The organism is Glaciecola sp. KUL10, from assembly GCF_003203515.1.
Classification (GTDB): domain Bacteria; phylum Pseudomonadota; class Gammaproteobacteria; order Enterobacterales; family Alteromonadaceae; genus Glaciecola.
The window spans coordinates 695,385-718,723 of sequence record NZ_BGNG01000001.1 but is presented as its reverse complement, the minus strand read 5'-3'; the positions used below and the strand labels follow the sequence as shown (position 1 = coordinate 718,723).

Sequence of the window (23,339 nt, the reverse complement as noted above, 5' to 3'; positions counted from 1 at the left end):
AATATGACTGCTAACATTCCACATCAAGCGCTCTTAATTGCTGATGCAAAGGGGATTCGTTAACACCACGAGCCACAAAACCTGTGTATTGCTCGGGCAGTTTTTGCAAAGTTTCTTGTGCTTCTTGCATCGTTTCAAAGACGCTGAACACACTAGCACCAGTGCCGGTCATTCTCGACGGGGCGTAGTTTATCAACCACTGTAATAAATTTGCAACCTGCGGATGCATTTTCGAGACTAAAGTTTCGCAATCATTTTTTGTGTTTTTGAAATCATATTGATTTATATCGATTTTTTTTGTGTCGCGATTTAAGTCAGGGTGCGTAAAAACATCTGCGGTTGACACATGAACATCTGGTGTGGCGACTAAAAAGTATTTTTCGACCTGCGGGTAAGGCACAAGCTTTTCGCCAACACCTTCAGCAAAAGCAGTTTTGCCATGAACAAATACTGGTACATCTGCGCCTAATGAAAGCCCAAGGTCGGCGAGTTCATCTTGCGACATTGAGCATTTCCACAAGTGATTTAAAACCAATAGAACCGACGCGGCATTTGAGGAGCCTCCGCCGATTCCGCCCCCCATGGGGAGTCTTTTTTTACATACAAATCAGCCCCCAAATCACATTCAGTATGCTGTTGAAGTAGTCTAGCGGCTTTAAACATTAAGTTGTCTGATTCAGGCACCCCAGCTATTGGTGTTTTAATACTTATTTTTCCCGTATTGTTAATTTTTACACCAATTTTATCTCCTTGATCAAGCAATTGAAAAAGGCTTTGTAAGTGATGGTATCCGTTAGGGTAGCGACTGTTTATATGCAGAAATAAGTTTATTTTTGCAGGGCTATCGACCCAGACAATATCATTGTCAGGTAAACTGGCAATTTGCATAGCTGATTAGAACATCCATTTAGAAATTGTGAAGTTAAGCCTAGTTTCCAGGGTATCATTTGATAAACGCACCTTGTGTGGAAGCCATTGGCCATTAATTTGCTTGTAGTTATCGTAAGAGATTTCCCAAACATCGCAATTTATACAATCTGCATTGATTGAACTCACTAATCCTGACTCAAATGAATCAAATTGATCATTTTGGGTGGGTAATGCTTTAATCCAATATTTTAGTTGGCTAACTGGTAAAAACCATCCCGTTATTTGATAAATTAAGCCTTCAGCGGAGCTGTCTGAAATTACCTTTCCGTCACTTTCAAGTTCTGCACCATTTTTATTGTCTCTTACACGGGCTAACTGGACGCCTAAAATGTTAGTCATTTTAATATCAGATTCGTCTTTGTTTTGCGCCCAATTGAGATAAACACTTGTTCTTTTTTCGGGTGTAATAACGCCTAATTTACCAGCAATCTTCCATGACTCGATTGCTTTCAATGATTCAAAATGTAGATCCTGATTAATGAGTGTTTTGTCAGAAAGTTCTTCGGTCTGTCTTTGAGAGACACTTTGACAGGCGCTAAGCAGAAGAGCAAACACAGACAGACTTAAAAATCTACGCGCAACTCGCCCAACCAAAAGCAAATTTAAAGGTGGCACAGTGTATTTTGATGAATGAAGAGGCATGTAGTATGTATTGCTCCGGCTTTACAAATTGTGTGTGTGATGTTTCCAAATCTTGGCAAGATAGCATTCACAAGCTTGCGATCCGTAGTCTATCATCGCTAACTCTTTCAATCGACATCGCTTTTTACTACAATGCCGCGATAACTCTAAGGATGATTCCGTTTTTTCTTCATGCCCTTTATAGCACTAGGTATTAATCATAAATCAGCGCCAGTAGAATTACGCGAAAAAGTAGCGTTTTCTCCTGATAGCCTAGTGCATGCATTGAAAAGTTGCCCAGCTACAACGAATGCAGAAGAACTCGTGATTTTGTCAACGTGCAATCGAACTGAGTTGTACGTAAACTTTTCACACACCGCTAATGACTTAAATTTATCTGAACGCGTTGAGGTTAAATCGCTTATTCGTTGGTTAGCTGATTTTCATCAAATTTCAGAAGAAATGGTCGCGCAACATGCATATGTGCAAGAAGATCAAGACGCGATGGCGCACCTGATGTCAGTAGCCTGTGGCTTGGACTCTTTAATAGTGGGAGAGCCTCAAATTTTAGGACAGGTGAAGCAAGCATACAGTGAAGCGAAAAATGCCGGCCAAATAAAAACAACGATGGAACGGCTTTTCGATGCCACGTTTAATGTTGCAAAGCGCGTTAGAACCGAAACTGAAATTGGTGAAAATGCAGTTTCTGTAGCATTTGCCGCCGTGCAGTTGAGTAAACAAATATTTGCGAAACTCTCTCATGCAAACGTGTTATTGATTGGTGCTGGTGAGACCATTGAGTTGGTCGCTAAACATTTAAAAGAAGCGGACGCAAAACATATCACCGTCGCCAATAGAACCCTCGCAAGGGCTGAGGCGCTTGCGATTGGTTTAAAAGGAGAGGCGATAACCATCAGCCAAATTCCTGAACACTTACCAAACGCAGATATTGTTATCAGTTCGACCGCTAGTTCTCTTCCACTTATTGGACAGGGGATGGTCGAGCGAGCCGTGAAATCAAGAAAACATAAACCCATTTTAATGATAGACTTAGCGGTTCCCAGAGATATAGAAGCTGAAGTCGACTTACTCGACGATGTATTTTTGTATACCGTGGACGATTTACAAAATATCGTTGAACAAAATGTTGCTAATCGCGAGGTTGCGGCTGCACAGGCCCAACAGATGATTTCTCAACAAATTACGTCGTTCGTTGAATGGGAACGAACTCATCAACATAAAGACTTAATAAGACTATATCGCGAAAATGCTGAGCAGTTGAAACAAGAGCTGTTAAATAAGGCATTAAAGCAAATAGCCGATGGTGAGGACGCAAATAAAACACTCGAATCTTTTGCATTCAAGTTGTCAAATGCACTGATGCACGGACCAACGAAGTCATTACAACTTGCATTGAAAAAAGACGATGAATCGTCATTAGCATTATTGAATCAAGCATTTGGTTTATCAGCGTCAATTTCGACCAAGCATAAAGACCAAACGTAAAACACGACATTCGGGTGATTTAGGTAAGCAGTCTACGTAAATTGATTGCTGTCATTGCTAAAATAGAACACCGATTACACAGGATAATCATGAAACAGTCAGTAGTACAAAAGTTAGAAACCCTGGTTGAACGCTTTGAAGAGGTTCAGGCATTGTTGGGTGATCCAGAGGTCATTGGTAATCAAGAGCGTTTTAGAAGCCTGTCTAAAGAATACGCACAATTAGAAGAAGTCGTTAAACAATTCAATGCTTTCCAACAAGCCCAGGAAGATATCGAGTCTGCCTTAGAAATGGCGAAAGAAGATGACCCAGAAATGCGTGAAATGGCCCAAGAGGAGTTAAAAGAAGCCAAAGCGAGGGTGGCAGAATTAGAAATTAGTTTACAAATTTTGCTGCTGCCCAAGGACCCCAATGACGACAATAGTTGTTTCCTTGAAATTAGAGCCGGTGCGGGTGGCGATGAAGCAGCAATCTTTGCTGGTGACCTCTTTAGAATGTACTCTCGATATGCTGAAACTCAAGGTTGGCGTGTTGAACTGATGAATTCTAACGAAGGAGAACATGGCGGCTACAAAGAAATTGTTGTGAATATTAGTGGTGATGGCGCATATGGTGTAATGAAGTTTGAATCTGGCGGGCATCGTGTTCAACGCGTGCCTGAAACTGAGTCTCAAGGTCGTATTCACACATCTGCTTGCACGGTTGCAGTACTGCCTGAAATTCCAGAATCTGAAGCTATCGAAATAAATGCTGCGGACTTACGTGTTGACACTTTTAGGGCTTCTGGCGCGGGTGGTCAACACGTCAACAAAACAGACTCTGCAATTCGTTTAACGCATATTCCCACCGGTGTTGTTGTTGAATGTCAAGATGAGCGCTCGCAACATAAAAACCGAGCTAAAGCGATGTCAGTGCTTCAGGCTCGATTAAATCAAATCGAAGAGGATAAACGAGCAGCGGAAGAAGCAAGTACTAGAAAATCGCTTGTTGGAAGCGGAGATCGTTCTGAGCGCATAAGGACTTATAACTTTCCTCAAGGGCGGGTAACTGATCATCGAATTAATCTGACACTTTATAAATTAGATGATGTGATCGGTGGTGATTTGGGTGCAATAATGGAGCCTATTCGTCAAGAGCATCAGGCTGACCTACTTGCTTCATTATCTGAAGAAAACTCTATATAAGTGACTAGTCAAACTATTGCCCAAACCATTAAAGCTTGTGCTTCGGTTCTTGACAATCACGACGGCTCATTAACGTTTAATGAGCCGTCACTCGAAGCTAAAATCTTAGTGGGGCACTGCGTCAAGAAAACATTTTCTCAATTGATTGTAGACGCAAACGAATACATACACGCTGATATACAACTCAATATCAAAAGGTGCATAGAGCGTCGATTAGCTGGTGAGCCAATCGCATATATTATCGGACATCAGCCGTTTTGGACACTTGACCTTGATGTTTCTGAACACACACTGATCCCCCGTTCAGACACAGAAACGCTCATTGAAACTGTGATGAATTTGCCCATTGCTGATGATGCATCAGTCGTTGATTTAGGGACAGGTACAGGTGCAATCGCTTTGTCGCTTTCGAGTGAAAAGCCGAATTGGCAAGTACTCGGTATCGATTTCAAGCAAGAAATTATTGAATTGGCGCGAAGAAATGCTTTGAAAAATGGTTTAAAGACAACGTTCTTACAAAGCGACTGGTATCATGCATTGAACGGACTGCGATTTGACCTTATTGTTTCTAACCCACCATATGTAGAATCCGATAGCCCGTATCTAAATCAAGGTGATTTGAGGTTTGAACCGCGTTCAGCCTTAACATCAGGTGACCATGGGTTAGCTGATATCAAAACAATCATCACGCAAGGTAAAATGCACTTGAAGAAGGGGGCATATATGGTGCTAGAGCATGGCGCAACACAAGCTATGCCCATTACCAAAATCTTTCTTGAACAAGGTTATTCGCAGATTAGCACCATAGCTGACATTAATGGGCTTGATCGCGTCACGCTCGCTGTTTTTGATAAACCTTTGTAAAACTGTTTTGCAAACTCTTTTTCTTTAGGCTCTCTCGCTCGAGTTTCTCTTTGATCGCTTCACAAACAAACGCATTAAGGCTTGTTTCTTGAGATGCAATTGCGGCTCTTCGATGTAAATCTGGGCCTGTACGGATATTGAAACTACCTTTAAAAGGTTTGTCCGGCTTTCTAGATGAGATTGCACATTTAGCCAAGTATTCATCGACCGCTATTTCAAACGCACTTGCCAGTTTTTTGACTGTTGTTCCCTCATATGTGACAACGTCACGCATATAGGCAAGCTTTCCAAATAAAGTATCATTTTGTTCGTCAGCCTCAATTGTGCCTACATAGCCTTTATATTCAAGTTGAGATATCTTCATTCATACTTTTCCAGTCAATATCTTCCCTTAGGATAGATTCATAAATTTACGATGATTTTAACAATTTAATATTAAGCAAAACACATGCCTAGATTAAAAAATAAGCAGTATGTTGGGTTGTACTATTTTTAGTCGCACAAATTAAGTCTGAAAAGCAGGGCTCGCGAAGTATGAAAGCTAGTTTGCAACTTTTTATAGTTGCGGAACTGCAATTAGGTTCTTCCGCTATTTACTTGATTGAAAAGTGGCATTTTTACATTTAAATAGGTGCTAATGTGCCATCCGAAAGGACATTTCTGTAAAGTATGAGAATAGGCACTATTTCATGTCTTTCCCTAGCGGATCAAAGCATACCTCATATCATTAAATAAAAAAGTATGATGCAAAGCACTGTGGTATCGCGGTATATTATTGTGTTAATAAACCGTCAAAAGAACGGCGAAAAAAGGAAAATATATGTACGAAATGGCCAAGCATATTCATTTAAGTGTTGTTGTGGTAAGTGTCGCTTTGTTTATTGTTAGATTTATCTTCTTGATGAAAGGCAGTGAGCTTATGAAAAAAAAGGCACTAAAAGTCGTGCCTCATGTTGTAGATACTTTTTTGTTAATTTCAGCTATTTGGCTAGTCACCATGTCGCCAATGGTCAATGTGGACGGATGGCTAGCAAGTAAAATTGTGGGGCTGGTTCTGTATATTGTGTCAGGGTTATTTGCTTTTAAGTGGGCGAAAAATAACAGGATGCGTCTCTTAGGCTTTTTTAGTGCCATGATTTGGCTTTCCGTCACTTTTGGTGTTGCTGTTTCGAAACAACCACTTTCGTTCTTGGCTTGAGTTTAGTGAGTAAACCCAAGTCATTAATCATAGAAGAATAAGGATAATTAATTGATAAATTCAGTCAAGATTCAACACTTAAATGTGGATAATGCCGCACCATTCGTTTTATTTGGTGGCATGAATGTGCTTGAGTCGCGTGATTTAGCGATGAAAATTGCTGAGACGTATAAAGAAGTAACAAGCAAGTTGGGTATTCCATATGTGTTTAAAGCGTCTTTTGATAAAGCCAATCGCTCATCGGTGAGTTCTTATCGTGGCCCAGGCATGGAAGAGGGCCTGAAAATTTTTGAAGAAATTAAAACTACTTTTGATGTTCCATTAATCACGGACGTTCACGAACCTTACCAAGCATCTCCCGTTGCTGAAGTGGTGGACGTAATTCAATTGCCAGCTTTTTTAGCTCGACAGACTGATTTGGTGGTCGCGATGGCTAAAACAGGTGTGACAATAAATGTTAAAAAACCTCAGTTTTTAGCGCCACATGAAATGCGTCATATAATTAAAAAATTTGCCGAAGCAGGGAATGAAAACATCATTTTATGCGAGCGGGGTTCATGTTATGGATACAATAATTTAATTGTTGATATGCTAGGTATGGATGAGATGAAGTCTATGGCCCCCGTAATTTTTGATGCGACGCATGCACTTCAAAAGCCTGGAGGGAGAAGTGATTCAGCAGATGGTAGGCGTCATCAGGCGGCAGAGTTAGCAAGAAGTGGCATGGCCTTAGGCATTGCCGGATTATTTATTGAGTCGCATCCTAATCCGGATGAAGCAAAATGTGATGGTCCTTGTGCATTGCCATTAGACAAACTTGAAAGCTATTTGACCCAAATGAAAGCTGTCGATGATCTAGTGAAATCGTTTGCCCCTCTAAATATACAATAAAACCTAAATTAGCAGGTCATCACAGCTACAGCGTTGACCTGCTTTAATTTAGTTAAAAGTTTATCTGCGACAACACCGCTTAACTTTTTTGCCACTTCTGCACGGACATAAATCGTTTCGGCCAAGTTTTATTTCTCCTGATCCTGCCTGAATATCACCTTTTGTGTAAAACCATTGACCTTCTCTAAAGACAAATTGTGATAGTTCGTGCATGACATAAAAATGTTTGTTAAATATGCTAGTCGCTTTAAATTCAACGGTTGCACATGTTCCACTGCTGGTTTCTGAGATGACTTCTAGGTGCAGCCATTGTGTACCATTATCGGATTCGGAAAGTTTGCTTTCATTGAGACCTTGCCGGAATTCGCTGGCGTAGGTAGCTAGTACATAATCATAAAGCCCTAACGCATAAGCACTGTACCTTGAGCGCATTAGAGCTTGCGCAGTAGACGCTGTGCCATGATGAGCGTGATAAATTTCGCAACAAGCTGAATAGGGCAGTTTTGAGCCGCATGGGCAGGCGTTTTTATTCATATTTTTTAGTTCTTTGGTTACGCACAAAATGTGGGCTAGTCTTCCTAATACTTGTTGTATTGGCAGTTATCCCCTGTTACTCGAACAACCTCAAAAAATCTTTGTATAAATACAAGTTTCTATAGAATACATATCGGCAGGTTCCTTAGATAACTTGCTTTTGTAACTCAATGTTAACATAAGGATGCATAATTCTCCTTAAGAGGTCGGATCAGATCGAATTTGATACGACCATAGAAGTACAAAGCTGTAAAAACAATACAAATTCAGCTAATATCACGCTCCCAAATTTCAATTTGTGATCTTAGGCAATTAGTTCTGCCTATATTTTTTTGGATTAAATTCAATTGGTCTTACCATAAAACCAATTGGTGTTTTTAGAGCCATAGCTGATCACAAGTGAGTTGAACACACGATAATAGGAAAATTAATGAGTAACGAAAAAGCTAAAATCATTTACACCATTACCGACGAAGCTCCGGCATTAGCAACCGAGTCTTTATTGCCCATCATCAAGGCATACACTGCTTCTTCAGGTATTGATGTTGAAACACGTGATATTTCATTAGCTGGCCGAATAATCGCTAATTTTCCAGACAGTTTGACTGAAGAGCAAAAAATGCATGATGCGCTTGCAGAGTTGGGCGAACTTGCTAAGACACCAGAAGCTAACATCATAAAGTTGCCTAATATTTCAGCTTCAGTACCACAACTTCAAGCTGCAATTAGAGAATTGCAGGCACAAGGATACGATCTACCAGAATATCCAGAAGACGCTCAAACAGAAGAGCAAAAAGAAATAAAAGCGCGTTATGCGAAAGTGCTTGGCTCAGCAGTTAACCCCGTGTTGCGCGAAGGTAACTCAGATAGACGTGCACCTGGTTCTGTTAAGCAATATGCAAAAAACAACCCGCACTCAATGGGGGCTTGGTCTGCTGATTCTAAATCTCATGTATCACATATGGCATCAGGTGATTTTTATGGAAGCGAGCAGTCTGTCACAATCGACGGTGTGCAAAAAGTTAGCATCGAATTTGTTAGCGCTGATTGCGGCGTTAAAGTGTTAAAGAAAGACTTGCCGCTACTGGACAAAGAAATCATCGACTCGTCAGTCATGAGTAAAAAAGCGTTGGTTGAGTTCTTCGAAGCGCAAATCGAAGAAGCAAAATCGCAAGACGTACTTTTATCATTACACATGAAAGCAACGATGATGAAAGTATCAGATCCTGTGATATTTGGTCACGCGGTAAGCGTTTTCTACAAAGATGTGTTTGCAAAGCATGCAGATACAATTAAGAGCTTGGGTGTAGATGTTAACAACGGTGTTGGTGACCTTTACGCAAAAATCGAAAAACTGCCTGCAGACAAAAAAGCTGAAATCGAAGCTGATCTTGAAGCCGTCTACAAAACACGTCCTGATATGGCAATGGTTGATTCTGACCGTGGCATTACTAACTTGCACGTACCAAGCGATATCATCATTGATGCTTCTATGCCTGCTGCATTGCGTGCATCTGGTCAAATGTGGGGCCCAGATGGCAAGCAAAAAGATACTAAGTTTATTATTCCTGACCGCAACTATGCAGGTGTTTTCCAGTCTGTTATCGATTTCTGTAAAGCGCATGGCGCATTCGATCCTACAACAATGGGTACTGTTCCTAACGTTGGTTTGATGGCGCAAAAGGCTGAAGAATACGGTTCGCACGATAAGACTTTCATTCTTGATGCTGAAGGTACAGTAAGAGTAGTGAACGAAGCGGGTGACGTATTGATGTCTCACGAAGTTGGCGAAGGTGATATCTTCAGAATGTGTCAAACTAAAGATGCGCCAATCCAAGACTGGGTGAAATTAGCTGTCACTCGCGCGCGCGCAACAGGTTGGCCAGCAATATTCTGGTTAGATGCTAATCGTGCCCATGATGTGCAAATGATTGCGAAAGTAAAAGAATACTTGCCAACTCATGATGTTTCAGGTTTAGAAATCATGATTATGAGCCCAATTGAAGCGACTGACTTTACCTTACCTCGTTTGCACAAAGGTGAAAATACGATTTCTGTCACAGGTAACGTATTACGTGATTACTTAACTGATTTGTTCCCAATTTTAGAGTTGGGTACAAGTGCTAAAATGTTATCAATTGTGCCGCTAATGAACGGCGGTGGTTTGTTTGAGACAGGCGCAGGTGGTTCTGCACCTAAGCACGTCCAACAATTCGAGAAGGAAAACCACTTGCGTTGGGATTCTTTAGGTGAGTTCTTGGCATTGGCTGCATCTCTAGAACACACAGCAACGGCTACAAATAATCCAAAGGCGCAAGTTTTGGCGGATACTTTAGACAGAGCGACTGCGACTTTCCTACAAGAAAATAAATCGCCTTCGCGTAAAGTTGGTGAACTAGACAACAGAGGCTCTCACTTCTATTTAGCAATGTATTGGGCGCAAGAGCTTGCTGCCCAAGATGATGATGCTGAGCTTAAGGCACAGTTCACTGAAACTGCTAGTAAAATGTCGGCTAACGAAGCACAAATCGTTGAAGAGTTAAACGACGCTCAAGGACCTGCTGTTGATGTTAAGGGCTACTTCAAAGCGGATTCAAACTTAGTGTCTGAAGCGATGCGCCCAAGCACTACTTTGAATGCAATCATTGATGCTTTAGCCTAACAAGCCAAATTGCTACAACTAATAAAAGCCCGCCTATTGCGGGCTTTTTACCTTTTATATTTAGTCAATTTCATAAATCCATAAGCCCAGATTTAATACCGTTCGAATCAACTTAATCCATTCATCTTTTGCTGTACACGTCAGTCTGTTTAGCGTGGCTATGTCACATTGGTATTCATCGTCGCTTATAAGCATTTGTATTAGCTCTTTTAAGGCAATGTCTACGTTAAGCGTTTCTCCATCTGCGAAAAAGTAAAACTGCTTGGTTCCCTCTTGCTCTTGGTATAGTGGTCGAAGGCCTAGTAAAGGATATATCACTGCATTGTTTTCAAACAGTTGCTCCACATCATTATGAGAATATTGCTGTTCTTCACTTAATACTTCTCTATTGAGGTGTTGATTACTTAGCGCTTGAATAATGGCGTGATTGGTACTTTGAGACTTTATGAGCGAAATCATATTAGACTTAAGCGCCTGCAACTCTGCCTGCGATACGCAGTGATTAGTTGATGCACGATGAGATATTGCTCGGTTCATCCAATCAGAAATACTTTGCTCTGGATCTTGATATCGCTTAACAGTATTTGATTTGAAGTGCTGAGTATCAAATAATCCGTTGAGCAACTCATAGTTAGTCATTGCTCTAAAGCCCATCGAATAGTTGATACAGGGCGCTAATGCGATGCCATTGTGGGGATGTAAAGGGGGGATATAAACGGCATCACCAGGTTCAAGTACTTCATCAATGATTGCATTGAAATGTTTGATTTGCCTAATTTTAGGATGAGGAATAAGTGTTTCGTATTCGTCAGGTAAGCCAACTTGCCAACGTCTTCTGCCTTTGCCTTGGACAATAATCACATCATATTCATCTAAATGTGGACCAACGCCCGCATTTTCTATCGAAAAACTCACCATGACGTCATCCAGTCTCCAATGAGGAATAAAGTTTACAAACTCAATAAGCTCATTTACCTCAGGTATTTGTTTATCTACACCTTGCACCAGAAGCGTCCAGTTGCCATTGCACGCCGTATCGAAATCCTCTATTGGTCCACTTGTGACTTGCCAGTTATTTTCAACTTTTGCAATAACTCTACTGTCGATTTCTGTTTCTTGTGCTAAGCCAGCAAGTTCGTGCTCATCAATAGGATCGATGAAATCCTTGATAAAGCCTTTTATTACACAAGGGCGCTTTTGCCAGTACTGTCTTAAAAAGTCAGTCTTATCGAATTGATTTATGATCATATAAAGTTGTGGTGTTGAATAATTTAACGAAAACTACTTGCTCTCTTTAATAAAAACAAGCGCTATTATTTTTTAATAAGCGTTATTTATGGGAGTCGGGGTTTTGCCGATAGTATCTAACGTTTACCAAGCAAGCGAGCATATTTAATCTTTCCAAGCCCCTTTAGTTCTTTTTGCCCCAAGTGGCCATACAAGAGCGACTGCTCAGTCAATCGTTTAGTCACGGAACACACGCTAATACTCCCAGCTGCTGTCTGACTTTCGAGTCTAGCTGCAACATTGACCGTTGTTCCCCACAAATCATACGCAGGTTTGTCGCTACCAATGATGCCACTAACACTTTTGCCACTTGCAATACCAATGCGTATGTTCATTGGAGGTTTAAAGTTTTGGCTCTGAAACCAAGTTTTAATAGCCAAAGAGAATTGGCAAGCTGCGAGTGCTATTTGTGCTTGTTCATATAAAGTTAACTTAGAGTTGGCAATTACCATATATTGGTCACCATTAGTTTTGATTTTTTCAAGTTGAAAACGATTTGCGATTGCGTCAAATGTGCAAAACACTTCATGAAGCATTTTAATGACGTGAGCGTGTGGGTGAGAGCTACAATATCGCGTAAATTCACTAAAATCTGCAAAGACTACAGAACAAAAATCGTGCTCTTCAATGATCGCAGAAGGAATATGATGACTATTTTCTCGCCCTAACTCTTGCTGGATTTCTCTTTGCATCAAAGCATTACATAATTTAGCCGGAATAATATTGTGAAGCGTCTGTTTTTGTCGTCTTTCAGTATGTTGGAGTCTCTGCCAATTAGCGAGTGACGTTCGGCTAATGCAAAATAAGCATAAAAGGCAGGAGCCTGCCATTGCAAATGCATTACTGAAGATGATCAATGACTGCCAACTTTGTGAAACGATCGGGTAGGGCAAGCTTGTTTGAAAATAAAGAAACAAAGTAATGGAGAGCGTTGACCAAAGCCACTTCTCAAGGTTTTCAATGTGACCGTCTTTATCCTTGCCATACAAATAAGACGTGACAAATAATGCGAGTAGATAGAAATATTGAATGTTTAAATTTATTTGCCACAGTAAACAAGCAAAGGTGATGTAACTTAGAAAGCTACCGGTTAAGACGGTTCGCGCTTTACCGACAGACTTTTGAAGACATAGCTTTATTGCGAATGCGAAAATAACACAATGGACAATGGCATTTAAAAAATGCTCAGTCTTGTCAATTGAAGGAGGAATCAATAGCAGCTTAGAGGATTGTGTTATGACCGTAATGAGCAGCAGAAAGCCGATACCGATTAAAATGTCGCTTTGATCAAAACGCCGCCTTTGATGTCGAGCTAAGTATCGATAAACGCGTAAAACGGATGCATAGACTAATTTAAAGGGTAAGTGTAAGCGCATAGAAAACAATGAAGTTAAAGTATGCGCTTGAGTATGAAGGAATCGCTAGGAGTCTAACAACTGATCAACAAGCCTGATTGCATCGCCAATATAATTATCGGGTGCAAGCTTTTTAAGTTCCTCTTTAGCGGCTTCTGGCATCTCTAAGCCATCGACAAATGCTGACATGACTTCTGCATTCACTTTTTTGCCACGGGTCAATTCTTTTAGCTTTTCATAAGGTTTTTCAATTGCATAGCGGCGCATTACTGTTTGGATGGGCTCCGCAAGTAATTCCCAGTTATTATCTAATTCGGCTCGTAAGCTTGCTTCGTTGACTTCTAGCTTGGAAATGCCTTTTAGCGTTGCTTGATAAGCGATTACTGCATAACCAAGGCCAACACCTAGATTCCTTAGTACCGTTGAATCTGTTAAGTCGCGCTGCCATCGACTGACCGGAAGTTTACTTGCAAGGTGTTGTAAAATCGCATTTGCTATACCTAAATTACCTTCTGAGTTTTCAAAATCAATTGGGTTAACCTTATGAGGCATGGTGGACGAACCAATCTCACCTGCGATAGTTTTTTGTTTGAAATGGCCAAGTGCAATGTAGCCCCAAACATCTCTATCGAAATCGATAATAATGGTGTTGAAGCGAGCAATAGCATCATACAACTCTGCAATATAGTCATGTGGTTCTATTTGAGTGGTATAAGCATTCCATTGGATACCAAGACTGTTCACAAATGAGGCTGAGAATGCATGCCAGTCAATGTTTGGGTAGGCACTTAAGTGTGCATTATAATTGCCCACTGCTCCATTAATCTTACCCATTATTGCAACGTTAGCAATTTGATCTCGCTGACGCGATAAGCGAACCATCACATTTGCCATTTCTTTACCCATCGTTGTTGGGGAGGCAGGTTGGCCATGTGTTCTTGCCATCATTGGAATAGATTTATATTCGCCAGCCATGCGCTTCATTGCTTCAATCAATTGATCACAGTATGGCAACAACACACTATCAAGACCGCCTTTTAGCATCAGAGCATGAGAAAGGTTATTGATGTCTTCTGATGTGCAGGCAAAATGAATAAACTCAGTAATTGCTTGAAGTTCGGGCAGGACTTCGACTTTATTCTTTAAAAAGTACTCAACCGCTTTTACATCGTGGTTAGTTGTGCGCTCGATACTCTTAACTGCTTGCGCATCTTCTTCGCTGAATCCATCAACTATTCCGTTGAGTAATGCGTTTGCCTCGTCACTAAATGCAGGCACTTCCACAATATCATTATGGGCAGCGAGCGCTTGAAGCCACCTTATCTCAACTAAGACGCGTTGCTTAATAAGGCCGTATTCGCTAAAGAATTCGCGTAACTCAGCAGTTTTACTGCCATAGCGCCCATCCACAGGTGAGAGTGCAGTAAGTGAAGATAAATCCATGATGTTTCCTGTTTGTCATTGCTACGCGCTTCTTGGCTATCTTTTGATAGTAGTTGCGTCAGCAGCGAAGGTTAAATTGATTAATTAGCGTTTAATTTATGACGCGTAGCGCTTGCTTTGATACTGCAAGAATCGCTTTTCGCGAAAATAAAATTTGGCGTCGTTTACCACCCATTTGTCGCCACAGAACTACTGCTCTGACGCCAGCGAGTAGAAGTGCACGAACCTTTTTTTGATTGCTTTCTAAACTTAGGTAACTGGGGTTGCCTGCTACTTGAATTTTTGGAGCTAAAGGAGACACTACATCTGTATAAATACTGGCAAGAGAGGCTAGATTTTGATCGCTTTCAAAGTCTATATGTGCCAATTGTCGTTGAACATGAGAAATACGTTCACCAAGAGTGTTTAGTGAAGATTGATTTCTATTTAGTTTTCTTTCTAAGCTTAATATAGAGGCAATGTATCGAGTAAGTTCAGCATCTTTTTGTTTTGAGTTGCCATCGAGTTGTGCACTTAGTGTACTAAATCCAATTCTAAGATTTGCCAAGGAACCAAATACTTGCTGAGGGTTGTCAGGCTCTGTCACTAACACACTTGAAATTGAAGCTTCAAAAGCTGTCTCATCGCAGCTTCCTTTCCGAGCAATCGCTTGAACAAGGGTAGCCACTTGGCAGACGCCAGCTAATGCTAGTTGTTGTTCTATTTCTTTACTTATCATGATCGTTTAACTTGCCTTCTGAGCGCTGGAATGAACACCACTTTCTATCGATATTTCTTCATCGCGAATGTATCGTTCGATGATTCCTCCACCTAAGCATACATCGTCTAGATAAAATACCGCTGATTGACCCGGTGTTACAGCCTTCTGGGGCTCATCAAAAATCACTTTCACACGGTTGCTATCGAGTGTAATCAAAGTGCACGGAATGTCTTGTTGGCGGTATCTGGTTTTGACCATCATTTTGGTTTCGCTGTTTGGACCTACCCTGTCTACCCAGTGTAACTGGTCAGCAATTAACCCCTGAGAAAATAAGCGGGGGTGCTGCGCGCCTTGTCCCACGATCAATACATTTCTGACAGTATCCTTATCTACAACATACCACGGTTCATCGCCATACTCCTTCTTGCCACCAATAAGCAATCCTTTTCGTTGGCCTAGGGTATGGTACATAAGACCATCATGTTTACCGATTTCTTTTCCTTCACTCGTCTCAATTACACCTGGTTGCGCAGGAAGGTATTTTGACAAAAAGTCTTTAAATTTGCGCTCACCAATAAAGCAGATACCTGTGCTGTCCTTTTTATCGTGAGTGATTAAACCTTGTTCCTCAGCAATTCTGCGTACTTCAGGTTTTTCTAAATGCCCAATAGGGAATAAGGTTTTAGCGACATGCTGGTGACTCAATGTGTATAGGAAATAACTTTGATCTTTATTGTTATCGAGTCCACGAAGCATTACCCATTTATCGTCTTCGAGTCGACGCTGGACATAATGACCTGTAGCAATGAAATCAGCACCTAAATCTTCGGCCGCAAATTCTAAAAATGCTTTAAACTTAATTTCTTTATTGCACATAATATCGGGGTTTGGCGTGCGCCCAAGTTTATATTCTTCTAGAAAGTACTCGAATACATTGTCCCAATACTCAGCTGCGAAATTAATGGTGTGAAGGTATATTCCTAGTTTATCAGCAACGGCTTGTGCATCAGCAAGATCTTCTGCTGCTGCGCAATATTCATCGTTGTCATCTTCTTCCCAGTTTTTCATAAACAAGCCTTCAACCTGATAGCCTTGTTTTTGCAGCAAATATGCTGAGACGGACGAGTCTACGCCACCAGACATGCCCACAATAACTTTAATATCGCCCTTATTGGGTTCACTTGGAGAAGACGTGCTCGAACTATGAATACTATTACTGGTCAATGCTTATTCACTATAACGGAAATTTAAGGTGGGCGATGATAGCAAAAAATCAGCCCCTGTTGAACCAAGCCATATTAAGAAAACTTAGTTTTTTACGAACTTATTGAGCTTATTTGGTGATTATATATTCGCCATTATTTATGCCGTCAATTGTCCAATTTCCAATCCGATATCTAATCAATCTCAGTGTGGGAAAGCCAATATTCGCGGTCATTCGTCTTACTTGTCTATTTTTGCCTTCAGTGAGTGTGATTGCCAACCAAGTAGTCGGTATATTCTTACGCTCTCTTATTGGAGGCTCTCTTTCCCAAAGAGTGGGTTCTTCTATGAAATTCACCTTTGCAGGCTGTGTTTTTCCATCTTTCAATAAAAGTCCGTCTCGCAGTTTTTGCAAGTCTGTTTCTGTTGGCGCACCTTCAACCTGCACCCAATATGTTTTGGATGTCTTTTTTTTGGGAGATGCTAATTGATTAATTAATTTACCGTCATTTGTAAGAACCAATAAGCCCTCAGAGTCGCGATCAAGCCTTCCTGCCGCGTATACGTCTTTGATTGGTATAAATTCTTTTAAGGTTTTTCTGCCTTCTTGGTCAGTAAATTGGGTAAGCACGTCAAATGGTTTATTAAAAAGCACAATAATTTGATTGGCAGTTTTGTCAGCGCTTTTTAATTTGTTTTTCCGTTTGAGCTGGGGATTTTTAAGACGCTGTTTGCTATTCATTTTTGTATAATTATAAAGTGTTGTTAATCTAATGATTTGAGGTGATTTTTAAAGCTGTATTGAACTTTTATTTAATCAAGAACTCCTACCAGTTGTATGAACAAAAAAGCTCAGATGAAACTGGTGGTTTTTTATTCGATTTGGATTTTATTCTATTTGTTTGTAATAACACAAAAAGCAGACTACTGAGGCCTGCTTTATATGAAACTAGAAATACTAGCTCATGTAGGATGTGTGCAAATTGGCTGACTAGTTACAGGTATAACTGAGTAGCTAATTAGCGTTCTGGTTCGCTATCTGCAAGGTCGATGTTTTCTGCATGCAGCCCTTTGGGGCCTTGCTGAACATCGTAAGTTACTGCCTGACCAGCCTTTAACGAACGGTAGCCATCCATTTTGATAGTTGAGTAGTGAGCAAAAATGTCCTCACCACCGTCTTCTGGAACAATAAAGCCGAAGCCTTTTGCATTGTTAAACCATTTAACTTTGCCAACTGCCATACTACTACTTCCTTTTCTTAATCCTTGAAATACCACTTGGTTACCCCCACAATAAGATGAAGGGTAGAGGGTTGTGACTCACTACACAGAAGCACCACTAAACGAAACTTTAGGGGGTATTACTGTGAATTGTCAAGTACAAAAACCGGTTTACACCTTATGTAGTATAAATCAGCGTGAATATTGTTAAATTGGCATATCTAAAGTAAAACAAGAATGAGTAAAAACAACATAATCAATATAGACGGTGAAAAGTTATTAGACGTCGTTAAGAAAAAAGTTGAGCCGCCGCCTATGTATAAAGTGATGCTCAATAATGACGACTACACGCCCATGGATTTTGTAGTAGAGGTATTGGTTACCTTCTTTTCGATGGACACCGAGAAAGCAAATCAACTTATGTTAACTGTTCATTATCATGGCAAAGCTGTCTGTGGCATATATACTGCAGAGGTAGCTGAAACAAAAGTGATGCAAGTTAATCAATATGCTCGCAAGCAACAACATCCGTTGATGTGCAGCATGGAACCAGCGCAATAGGGGGATAGATGTTAAATAAAGACCTAGAACAAACCTTAAATGAAGCCTTTGTATTTGCGCGTCAAAACCGACACGAATTTATGACGGTCGAACATTTACTACTTATGCTACTAGATAACCCTGCTGCACAAGAGGCACTTAAGGCTTGTGGAGCCGGTGTCGATTCACTTAGAGCTGAATTGACAGAGTTCGTAAACGACACAACACCGTTGATGTCAGAGCAACAAAGTGTAGAACGCGAGACACAACCTACACTAGGTTTTCAACGTGTGTTACAACGCGCTGTTTTTCATGTTCAGTCCTCTGGAAAAGGTGAAGTGACGGGGGCTAACGTACTGGTTGCAATTTTCAGTGAACAAGAATCCCAGGCCGTTTATATTCTTAAAAAGGCCGATGTGACGCGTTTAGACGTTGTGAATTTTATCTCTCACGGTGTGAGTAAATCTGAAGACGAAAATGAAACACCCGAAGAGGTCCAAGAAGAGGGGGCTGATGGCGAAGAAAATCAGTCAATGTTGGCAAAGTATGCCAGCAACCTGAATCAAGCTGCCAAAGACGGCAAAGTAGATCCGCTCATTGGCCGCGATAAAGAAGTTGAACGCAGTATTCAAATTTTATGTCGTCGTCGAAAAAACAACCCTTTGTTAGTGGGTGAAGCAGGTGTTGGTAAAACAGCTATTGCAGAAGGACTTGCTTATAAGATTGTTAAAAATGAAGTGCCCGATGTAATTGCAACCAGCACTGTTTATTCACTTGATCTGGGTGGCTTGTTGGCTGGCACCAAATATCGTGGCGACTTTGAAAAGCGGTTAAAAGGTATCCTTAAAGAATTAAGCAAAGATCCGGACGCGATACTATTTATAGATGAAATTCATACTATTATTGGTGCAGGTGCAGCGTCAGGGGGCGTCATGGACGCATCAAACCTTCTCAAGCCTAAACTGAGCAGTGGTGAATTGCGCTGTATCGGCAGTACGACCTATCAAGAATATCAAGGAATATTCGAGAAGGATCGTGCCCTAGCTAGACGCTTCCAAAAGATAGACGTGGTAGAACCGAGCGTCAATGATACCACTAAAATATTGATGGGTTTAAAGTCGCGTTACGAAGAGCATCACAGTGTACGATTTACTGCTAAAGCACTTGCGGCTGCGTCAGAGTTGTCGGCTAAGTACATAAATGAACGGTTCTTGCCAGACAAGGCTATCGATGTCATGGATGAGGCTGGGGCGAGTCAGCGTTTGCTTCCTGCATCTAAGCGCAAGAAGGTGATCAACGTTTCCGATATTGAAAGTGTTATTTCAAAAATCGCAAGAATTCCTGAGAAGTCAGTGTCGGTTTCGGATAAAGAAGTACTCAAAAACTTGTCGCGCAACTTGAAAATGGTAGTGTTTGGTCAGGATGAAGCAATCGATACCTTAGCTGACGCTATTCAATTATCACGCTCAGGTCTTGGTGTCGAGTCAAAGCCTATTGGTAGTTTCTTATTCGCAGGCCCAACCGGCGTGGGTAAAACAGAAGTCACTCAGCAGTTAGCAAAAGTGATGGGCGTTGAATTAGTTCGCTTTGATATGTCTGAGTATATGGAACGCCATGCAGTAAGTCGATTAATTGGTGCGCCTCCAGGTTATGTTGGCTTTGACCAAGGTGGGCTATTAACCGATGCCGTCATTAAAAACCCTCACAGTGTTGTGTTGCTAGATGAAATGGAAAAAGCACATACAGACGTCTACAACATCCTGTTGCAAGTCATGGATCACGGTACACTTACTGATAACAACGGTCGCAAAGTTGATTTTAGGAACGTCGTACTTGTTATGACAACTAATGCCGGTGTGCAAGCAGTTTCTCGGAAATCGATTGGCTTTAAGCAACAAGATCACAGTCATGATGCGATGTCTGAAATCAACAAAACGTTCTCACCTGAATTTAGGAATAGGCTCGATGGTATCGTGTGGTTTAACCACCTAGACCAAGAAGTCATATTGCAAGTTGTCGATAAGTTTATTATTGAATTACAGGCGCAACTCGACGTTAAAGGGGTGTCTTTAGAAGTCACTGATAAGGCCAGAGAGTGGCTGGCAAAAGAGGGCTATGACAAGGCGATGGGCGCAAGACCAATGGCCAGAATAATTAAAGAGAAGCTCAAAAAAGAGCTGGCGTCTGAATTGTTGTTTGGTGAACTTAGTCAGGGCGGTGAAGTTAAAGTTGGACTTAAGAAAGGTGAGTTGAGTTTTACTTACACCAAGCCTGAAAAGCAAAAGAAACAGGAGAAGTCTTCAAATTAAGGCTTATGTTTGTATTAAAAACAAAACCCGCCAATAGGCGGGTTTTTTGTATTTGGTTGGTAGGCACTTGTGCTTGGCACTTTAGCTACCTTAAATAGATTGCTAAGTATTAACGCGCTCTATAGATGATACGGCCTTTACTCAGGTCGTAAGGTGTCATCTCTACCGTGACTTTGTCGCCCGTTAAAATACGGATATAGTTTTTACGCATTTTACCAGAGATGTGTGCAGTCACAACGTGACCATTCTCTAGTTCAACTCTAAACATAGTGTTTGGAAGTGTATCTTGAACCGTACCTTCCATTTCAATGCAATCTTCTTTTGCCATTTAAAGCAATCACCCCAATTTTGTTAGTCAATAATTTTGCCGCGCGAACTCTAACTAAAAACCATATAAGAGTAAAGGAATTAGTGATTATTTCGTGTATAAATGCCATTTTTCATCAAAAAAACGCTCATATGGCGCAAACTTGGTTTTGTAGTTCATTTTACGACATTCGTCAATTTGATAGCCTAAATACAAATAGTCTTTATCATGTTGCAGACATAACTCAATTTGTTTTAAAACCATGAATGAGCCAAGAGAACGCGCTTGCATGCTCGGTTCGTAAAAGGTGTACAGCGCGCTGTAAGAATTGCCGACTCTATCTGTTACTGCTACCGCCACTAAATTATCATCGTGCCATGCCTCTAAGAATAATGGGTTTGTCCATTCAGCATTCGTAAAAGAAAAATATTGTTCGGAAGATGTAGGATACATGCTGCCATCACTATGAAGAATGTTAATGTAGCGCTCGAATAACTCATAGTACTCTTGTCGATTTTTTGGGCTGAGTCTAATGCTTAAATCGCGGTTTTTATTACTTAAGCGCTTTTGACTCTTACTCTTCTTAAAGGAGCCTACAGGAATACGAACAGAATGACATTTTTGACAAGCAATACAGTGTGGACGATACAGTTGTTCGCCACTGCGCCTAAAACCAACAGAAGTAAGTTGAGAATAGGCTTCATTGAGCTTATGGCTTGATTCAACGCACACTAATAAACGTTCTTTATGTGAGGGTAAATAGCTACAATCAAATTCACCTGTAATGCCAAACTTCATAGTTGAATGATGACCTCCTGAGGACGCCAAACACCTTGGTGTACATCTAGATCTTTGTATCGATTTAATAAAACCAAAAATTGCTCTCTAGTCACATCCTCACATCCTAGTTTAGCCAAATGATCAGTATTCATCTGACAATCAATAAAACCAAGTTGATTCGCTTTCATGTGCTGTACAAGCGCGAGTAGGGCTATTTTTGATGCATCCGTGTATTTATGAAACATTGATTCGCCACAAAAAACACCGCCAATAGTCACGCCATACAATCCACCCACAAGTCTATCATGTAGCCATACTTCAACAGAGCTGGCGGCACCTGCGTGATGAAGATCAATATAGGCCTGTTGCATTTCGTGCGTAATCCAAGTGTCACTTTGAGGATTAGCACCAAAGTTTCGCGGGATTAACGCACATTGTTCAATAACTTCTGAAAATTTATGATTGATAGTGATTTTAAAGTTGTGTTTACGTAAGCTCTTTTTTAAGCTTTTAGAACAATGGAATTGTTCGAGATGGATGATGCCGCGTGGGCTAGGTGACCACCAAAGGTACGGTTCTGTCTCGGCAAACCAAGGAAAAATACCTTGTCGGTAAGCACTTTTAAGGCGTTTGATACTGAGATCACCACCAAATGCCAATAGGCCATTGGGTTCGTCTAGGGCCTGATCTAAAGCAGGGAATGCAATGCGCTCATCTAAACGGTAAAGTTCAAGCATAAAGCGATTACTCTTCCCTAATTTAAAGCATCAAGTTTATTCTTGCGCGTCCAAGAATTTTTCTGCATCTAGGGCTGCCATGCACCCCGTACCTGCAGAGGTAATAGCTTGTCTATAAACATGATCACTTACATCACCGGCCGCAAATACTCCTTCTACACTTGTCTGTGTTGCGTTACCTTGTAAGCCACTATTCACAACAATGTAGCCATCCTTCATTTCAAGTTGCCCCTCAAAAATTGAGGTGTTTGGAGAGTGGCCAATGGCAATAAATAAGCCCATAAGTTCTAAATCGCTTACTTCATTGGTGCCAGTATCTTTAATTTTGATACCCGTGACGCCCATGTCATCGCCCACCACTTCTTCAAGTGTTTTATTCAGATGCAATACAACATTGCCATTTTTAGCTTTTTCCATTAAACGATCCGCGAGTATTTTCTCGCTTCTAAAGCTATCACGGCGATGCACCACATGCACTTCTGATGCAATGTTAGATAGATAAAGTGCCTCTTCAACCGCAGTATTACCGCCACCGACAACGGCGACCTTCTGGTTTCGATAAAAGAAACCGTCACAAGTCGCACATGCTGACACGCCTTTACCCATGAAGGCTTGCTCTGACTCTAAGCCGAGGTATTTAGCAGAAGCGCCTGTTGCGATTATAAGAGAGTCGCAAGTGTATGTGCCTTGGTCACCTGTTAGCGTGAACGGGCGTTTGCTCAAATCAGTTGCGTTGATATGATCAAATATAATTTCGGTATCAAATTTTTCTGCATGCTTTTGCATTCTGACCATCAAATCAGGACCAGTAAGCCCCTCTGGGTCGCCGGGCCAGTTTTCTACCTCTGTTGTTGTGGTTAATTGACCACCTTGCTGAATCCCCGTGAGAAGCACAGGGTTGAGGTTTGCACGTGCTGCATAAACGGCTGCTGAATAACCAGCGGGGCCCGAACCTAAAATTAATAGTGGGACATGTCTGTTAGTTGACATTAAGCTCTCCAATGACTACGTATTCTTAACGATAAAAGGTGGGGGCACATTTTGTCGTTTCAACAATTTTTAAGAATG

General features: G+C 41.0%; 22 protein-coding genes and 1 pseudogene. 8 read left to right on the top strand and 15 right to left on the bottom strand.

The window, feature by feature from the left end:
- Window positions 1-10: 10 nt before the first annotated feature.
- Both ispE and lolB read right to left on the bottom strand, forming a co-directional pair.
- Window positions 11-888: pseudogene (gene ispE, locus KUL10_RS03230) on the bottom strand (4-(cytidine 5'-diphospho)-2-C-methyl-D-erythritol kinase).
- A 6-nt stretch (window positions 889-894) separates the two neighbouring features.
- Window positions 895-1,572 carry a lipoprotein insertase outer membrane protein LolB gene (gene lolB, locus KUL10_RS03225; protein WP_110427436.1) on the bottom strand — a complete coding sequence of 226 codons (678 nt, stop codon included), beginning with the start codon at window positions 1,570-1,572 and terminating at the stop codon, window positions 895-897.
- 171 nt (window positions 1,573-1,743) lie between these two features.
- Between lolB and hemA the strand changes: the two genes are divergently transcribed.
- From hemA to prmC, 3 genes are all read left to right on the top strand, one after another.
- Complete coding sequence (gene hemA, locus KUL10_RS03220) at window positions 1,744-3,057, top strand: glutamyl-tRNA reductase (RefSeq protein ID WP_110427435.1); 1,314 nt, start codon at window positions 1,744-1,746, stop codon at window positions 3,055-3,057.
- Between the two features lie 89 nt (window positions 3,058-3,146).
- Window positions 3,147-4,241, top strand: a complete 1,095-nt coding sequence (gene prfA, locus KUL10_RS03215; RefSeq protein ID WP_110427434.1) for a peptide chain release factor 1 — start codon at window positions 3,147-3,149, stop codon at window positions 4,239-4,241.
- Complete coding sequence (gene prmC / locus KUL10_RS03210; protein WP_158525301.1) at window positions 4,242-5,105, top strand: peptide chain release factor N(5)-glutamine methyltransferase; 864 nt, start codon at window positions 4,242-4,244, stop codon at window positions 5,103-5,105.
- On the opposite strand, the gene KUL10_RS03205 is transcribed toward prmC, so the two are convergent.
- Window positions 5,074-5,469 carry a type II toxin-antitoxin system HicB family antitoxin gene (locus tag KUL10_RS03205; RefSeq protein WP_199509176.1) on the bottom strand — a complete coding sequence of 132 codons (396 nt, stop codon included), beginning with the start codon at window positions 5,467-5,469 and terminating at the stop codon, window positions 5,074-5,076. The genes prmC and KUL10_RS03205 overlap by 32 nt on opposite strands.
- A gap of 456 nt (window positions 5,470-5,925) precedes the next feature.
- Here KUL10_RS03205 and KUL10_RS03200 point away from each other — a divergent pair, with 456 nt between their 5' ends.
- Both KUL10_RS03200 and kdsA read left to right on the top strand, forming a co-directional pair.
- Window positions 5,926-6,303 (top strand): SirB2 family protein, encoded by a 378-nt coding sequence (locus KUL10_RS03200; RefSeq protein WP_110427433.1) that lies wholly within the window; start codon window positions 5,926-5,928, stop codon window positions 6,301-6,303.
- Window positions 6,304-6,354: 51 nt separating this feature from the next.
- Window positions 6,355-7,194: a 3-deoxy-8-phosphooctulonate synthase gene (kdsA, locus tag KUL10_RS03195; protein ID WP_373415168.1), complete on the top strand. Its 840-nt coding sequence runs from the start codon at window positions 6,355-6,357 to the stop codon at window positions 7,192-7,194.
- A 60-nt stretch (window positions 7,195-7,254) separates the two neighbouring features.
- Here kdsA and KUL10_RS03190 read toward each other — a convergent pair whose 3' ends face one another.
- Window positions 7,255-7,728 carry a YchJ family protein gene (locus KUL10_RS03190; RefSeq protein ID WP_110427432.1) on the bottom strand — a complete coding sequence of 158 codons (474 nt, stop codon included), beginning with the start codon at window positions 7,726-7,728 and terminating at the stop codon, window positions 7,255-7,257.
- A gap of 430 nt (window positions 7,729-8,158) precedes the next feature.
- Here KUL10_RS03190 and KUL10_RS03185 point away from each other — a divergent pair, with 430 nt between their 5' ends.
- Window positions 8,159-10,390: an NADP-dependent isocitrate dehydrogenase gene (locus tag KUL10_RS03185; RefSeq protein ID WP_110427431.1), complete on the top strand. Its 2,232-nt coding sequence runs from the start codon at window positions 8,159-8,161 to the stop codon at window positions 10,388-10,390.
- Window positions 10,391-10,450: 60 nt separating this feature from the next.
- On the opposite strand, the gene KUL10_RS03180 is transcribed toward KUL10_RS03185, so the two are convergent.
- From KUL10_RS03180 to cspD, 7 genes are all read right to left on the bottom strand, one after another.
- Window positions 10,451-11,638: a cupin domain-containing protein gene (locus tag KUL10_RS03180; protein ID WP_110427430.1), complete on the bottom strand. Its 1,188-nt coding sequence runs from the start codon at window positions 11,636-11,638 to the stop codon at window positions 10,451-10,453.
- 116 nt (window positions 11,639-11,754) lie between these two features.
- The gene (locus KUL10_RS03175) at window positions 11,755-13,053 is read right to left on the bottom strand and encodes an adenylate/guanylate cyclase domain-containing protein (protein WP_110427429.1); all 1,299 of its coding nucleotides are present in this window, start codon (window positions 13,051-13,053) and stop codon (window positions 11,755-11,757) included.
- Window positions 13,054-13,098: 45 nt separating this feature from the next.
- A complete protein-coding gene (gene purB / locus KUL10_RS03170; protein WP_110427428.1) occupies window positions 13,099-14,475 on the bottom strand; it encodes an adenylosuccinate lyase in 1,377 nt (458 codons plus the stop codon).
- Window positions 14,476-14,566: 91 nt separating this feature from the next.
- Window positions 14,567-15,193 (bottom strand): high frequency lysogenization protein HflD, encoded by a 627-nt coding sequence (gene hflD / locus KUL10_RS03165; protein ID WP_110427427.1) that lies wholly within the window; start codon window positions 15,191-15,193, stop codon window positions 14,567-14,569.
- A 6-nt stretch (window positions 15,194-15,199) separates the two neighbouring features.
- On the bottom strand, window positions 15,200-16,384 hold the full coding sequence (gene mnmA, locus KUL10_RS03160) for a tRNA 2-thiouridine(34) synthase MnmA (protein ID WP_110427605.1): 1,185 nt from the start codon (window positions 16,382-16,384) through the stop codon (window positions 15,200-15,202).
- Between the two features lie 124 nt (window positions 16,385-16,508).
- A complete protein-coding gene (locus KUL10_RS03155; protein ID WP_110427426.1) occupies window positions 16,509-17,120 on the bottom strand; it encodes a pseudouridine synthase in 612 nt (203 codons plus the stop codon).
- A gap of 277 nt (window positions 17,121-17,397) precedes the next feature.
- Window positions 17,398-17,619, bottom strand: a complete 222-nt coding sequence (cspD, locus tag KUL10_RS03150) for a cold shock domain-containing protein CspD (protein ID WP_110427425.1) — start codon at window positions 17,617-17,619, stop codon at window positions 17,398-17,400.
- Window positions 17,620-17,835: 216 nt separating this feature from the next.
- Here cspD and clpS point away from each other — a divergent pair, with 216 nt between their 5' ends.
- Together clpS and clpA are read left to right on the top strand one after the other, a co-directional pair.
- Complete coding sequence (clpS, locus tag KUL10_RS03145; protein ID WP_110427424.1) at window positions 17,836-18,159, top strand: ATP-dependent Clp protease adapter ClpS; 324 nt, start codon at window positions 17,836-17,838, stop codon at window positions 18,157-18,159.
- A gap of 8 nt (window positions 18,160-18,167) precedes the next feature.
- Window positions 18,168-20,447 (top strand): ATP-dependent Clp protease ATP-binding subunit ClpA, encoded by a 2,280-nt coding sequence (gene clpA / locus KUL10_RS03140; RefSeq protein ID WP_110427423.1) that lies wholly within the window; start codon window positions 18,168-18,170, stop codon window positions 20,445-20,447.
- A gap of 109 nt (window positions 20,448-20,556) precedes the next feature.
- On the opposite strand, the gene infA is transcribed toward clpA, so the two are convergent.
- The 4 genes from infA to trxB all read right to left on the bottom strand — a co-directional run bounded on the left by infA (window position 20,557) and on the right by trxB (window position 23,261).
- Window positions 20,557-20,775, bottom strand: coding sequence for a translation initiation factor IF-1 (infA, locus tag KUL10_RS03135; protein WP_006003271.1), 219 nt, complete (start codon window positions 20,773-20,775; stop codon window positions 20,557-20,559).
- An 87-nt stretch (window positions 20,776-20,862) separates the two neighbouring features.
- Window positions 20,863-21,552 carry an arginyltransferase gene (locus tag KUL10_RS03130; RefSeq protein WP_110427422.1) on the bottom strand — a complete coding sequence of 230 codons (690 nt, stop codon included), beginning with the start codon at window positions 21,550-21,552 and terminating at the stop codon, window positions 20,863-20,865.
- Complete coding sequence (gene aat / locus KUL10_RS03125; protein WP_110427421.1) at window positions 21,549-22,271, bottom strand: leucyl/phenylalanyl-tRNA--protein transferase; 723 nt, start codon at window positions 22,269-22,271, stop codon at window positions 21,549-21,551. Before aat ends, KUL10_RS03130 begins: the two co-directional genes overlap by 4 nt.
- A 36-nt stretch (window positions 22,272-22,307) precedes the next feature.
- Window positions 22,308-23,261 (bottom strand): thioredoxin-disulfide reductase, encoded by a 954-nt coding sequence (gene trxB / locus KUL10_RS03120; protein WP_110427420.1) that lies wholly within the window; start codon window positions 23,259-23,261, stop codon window positions 22,308-22,310.
- Window positions 23,262-23,339 lie beyond the last annotated feature (78 nt).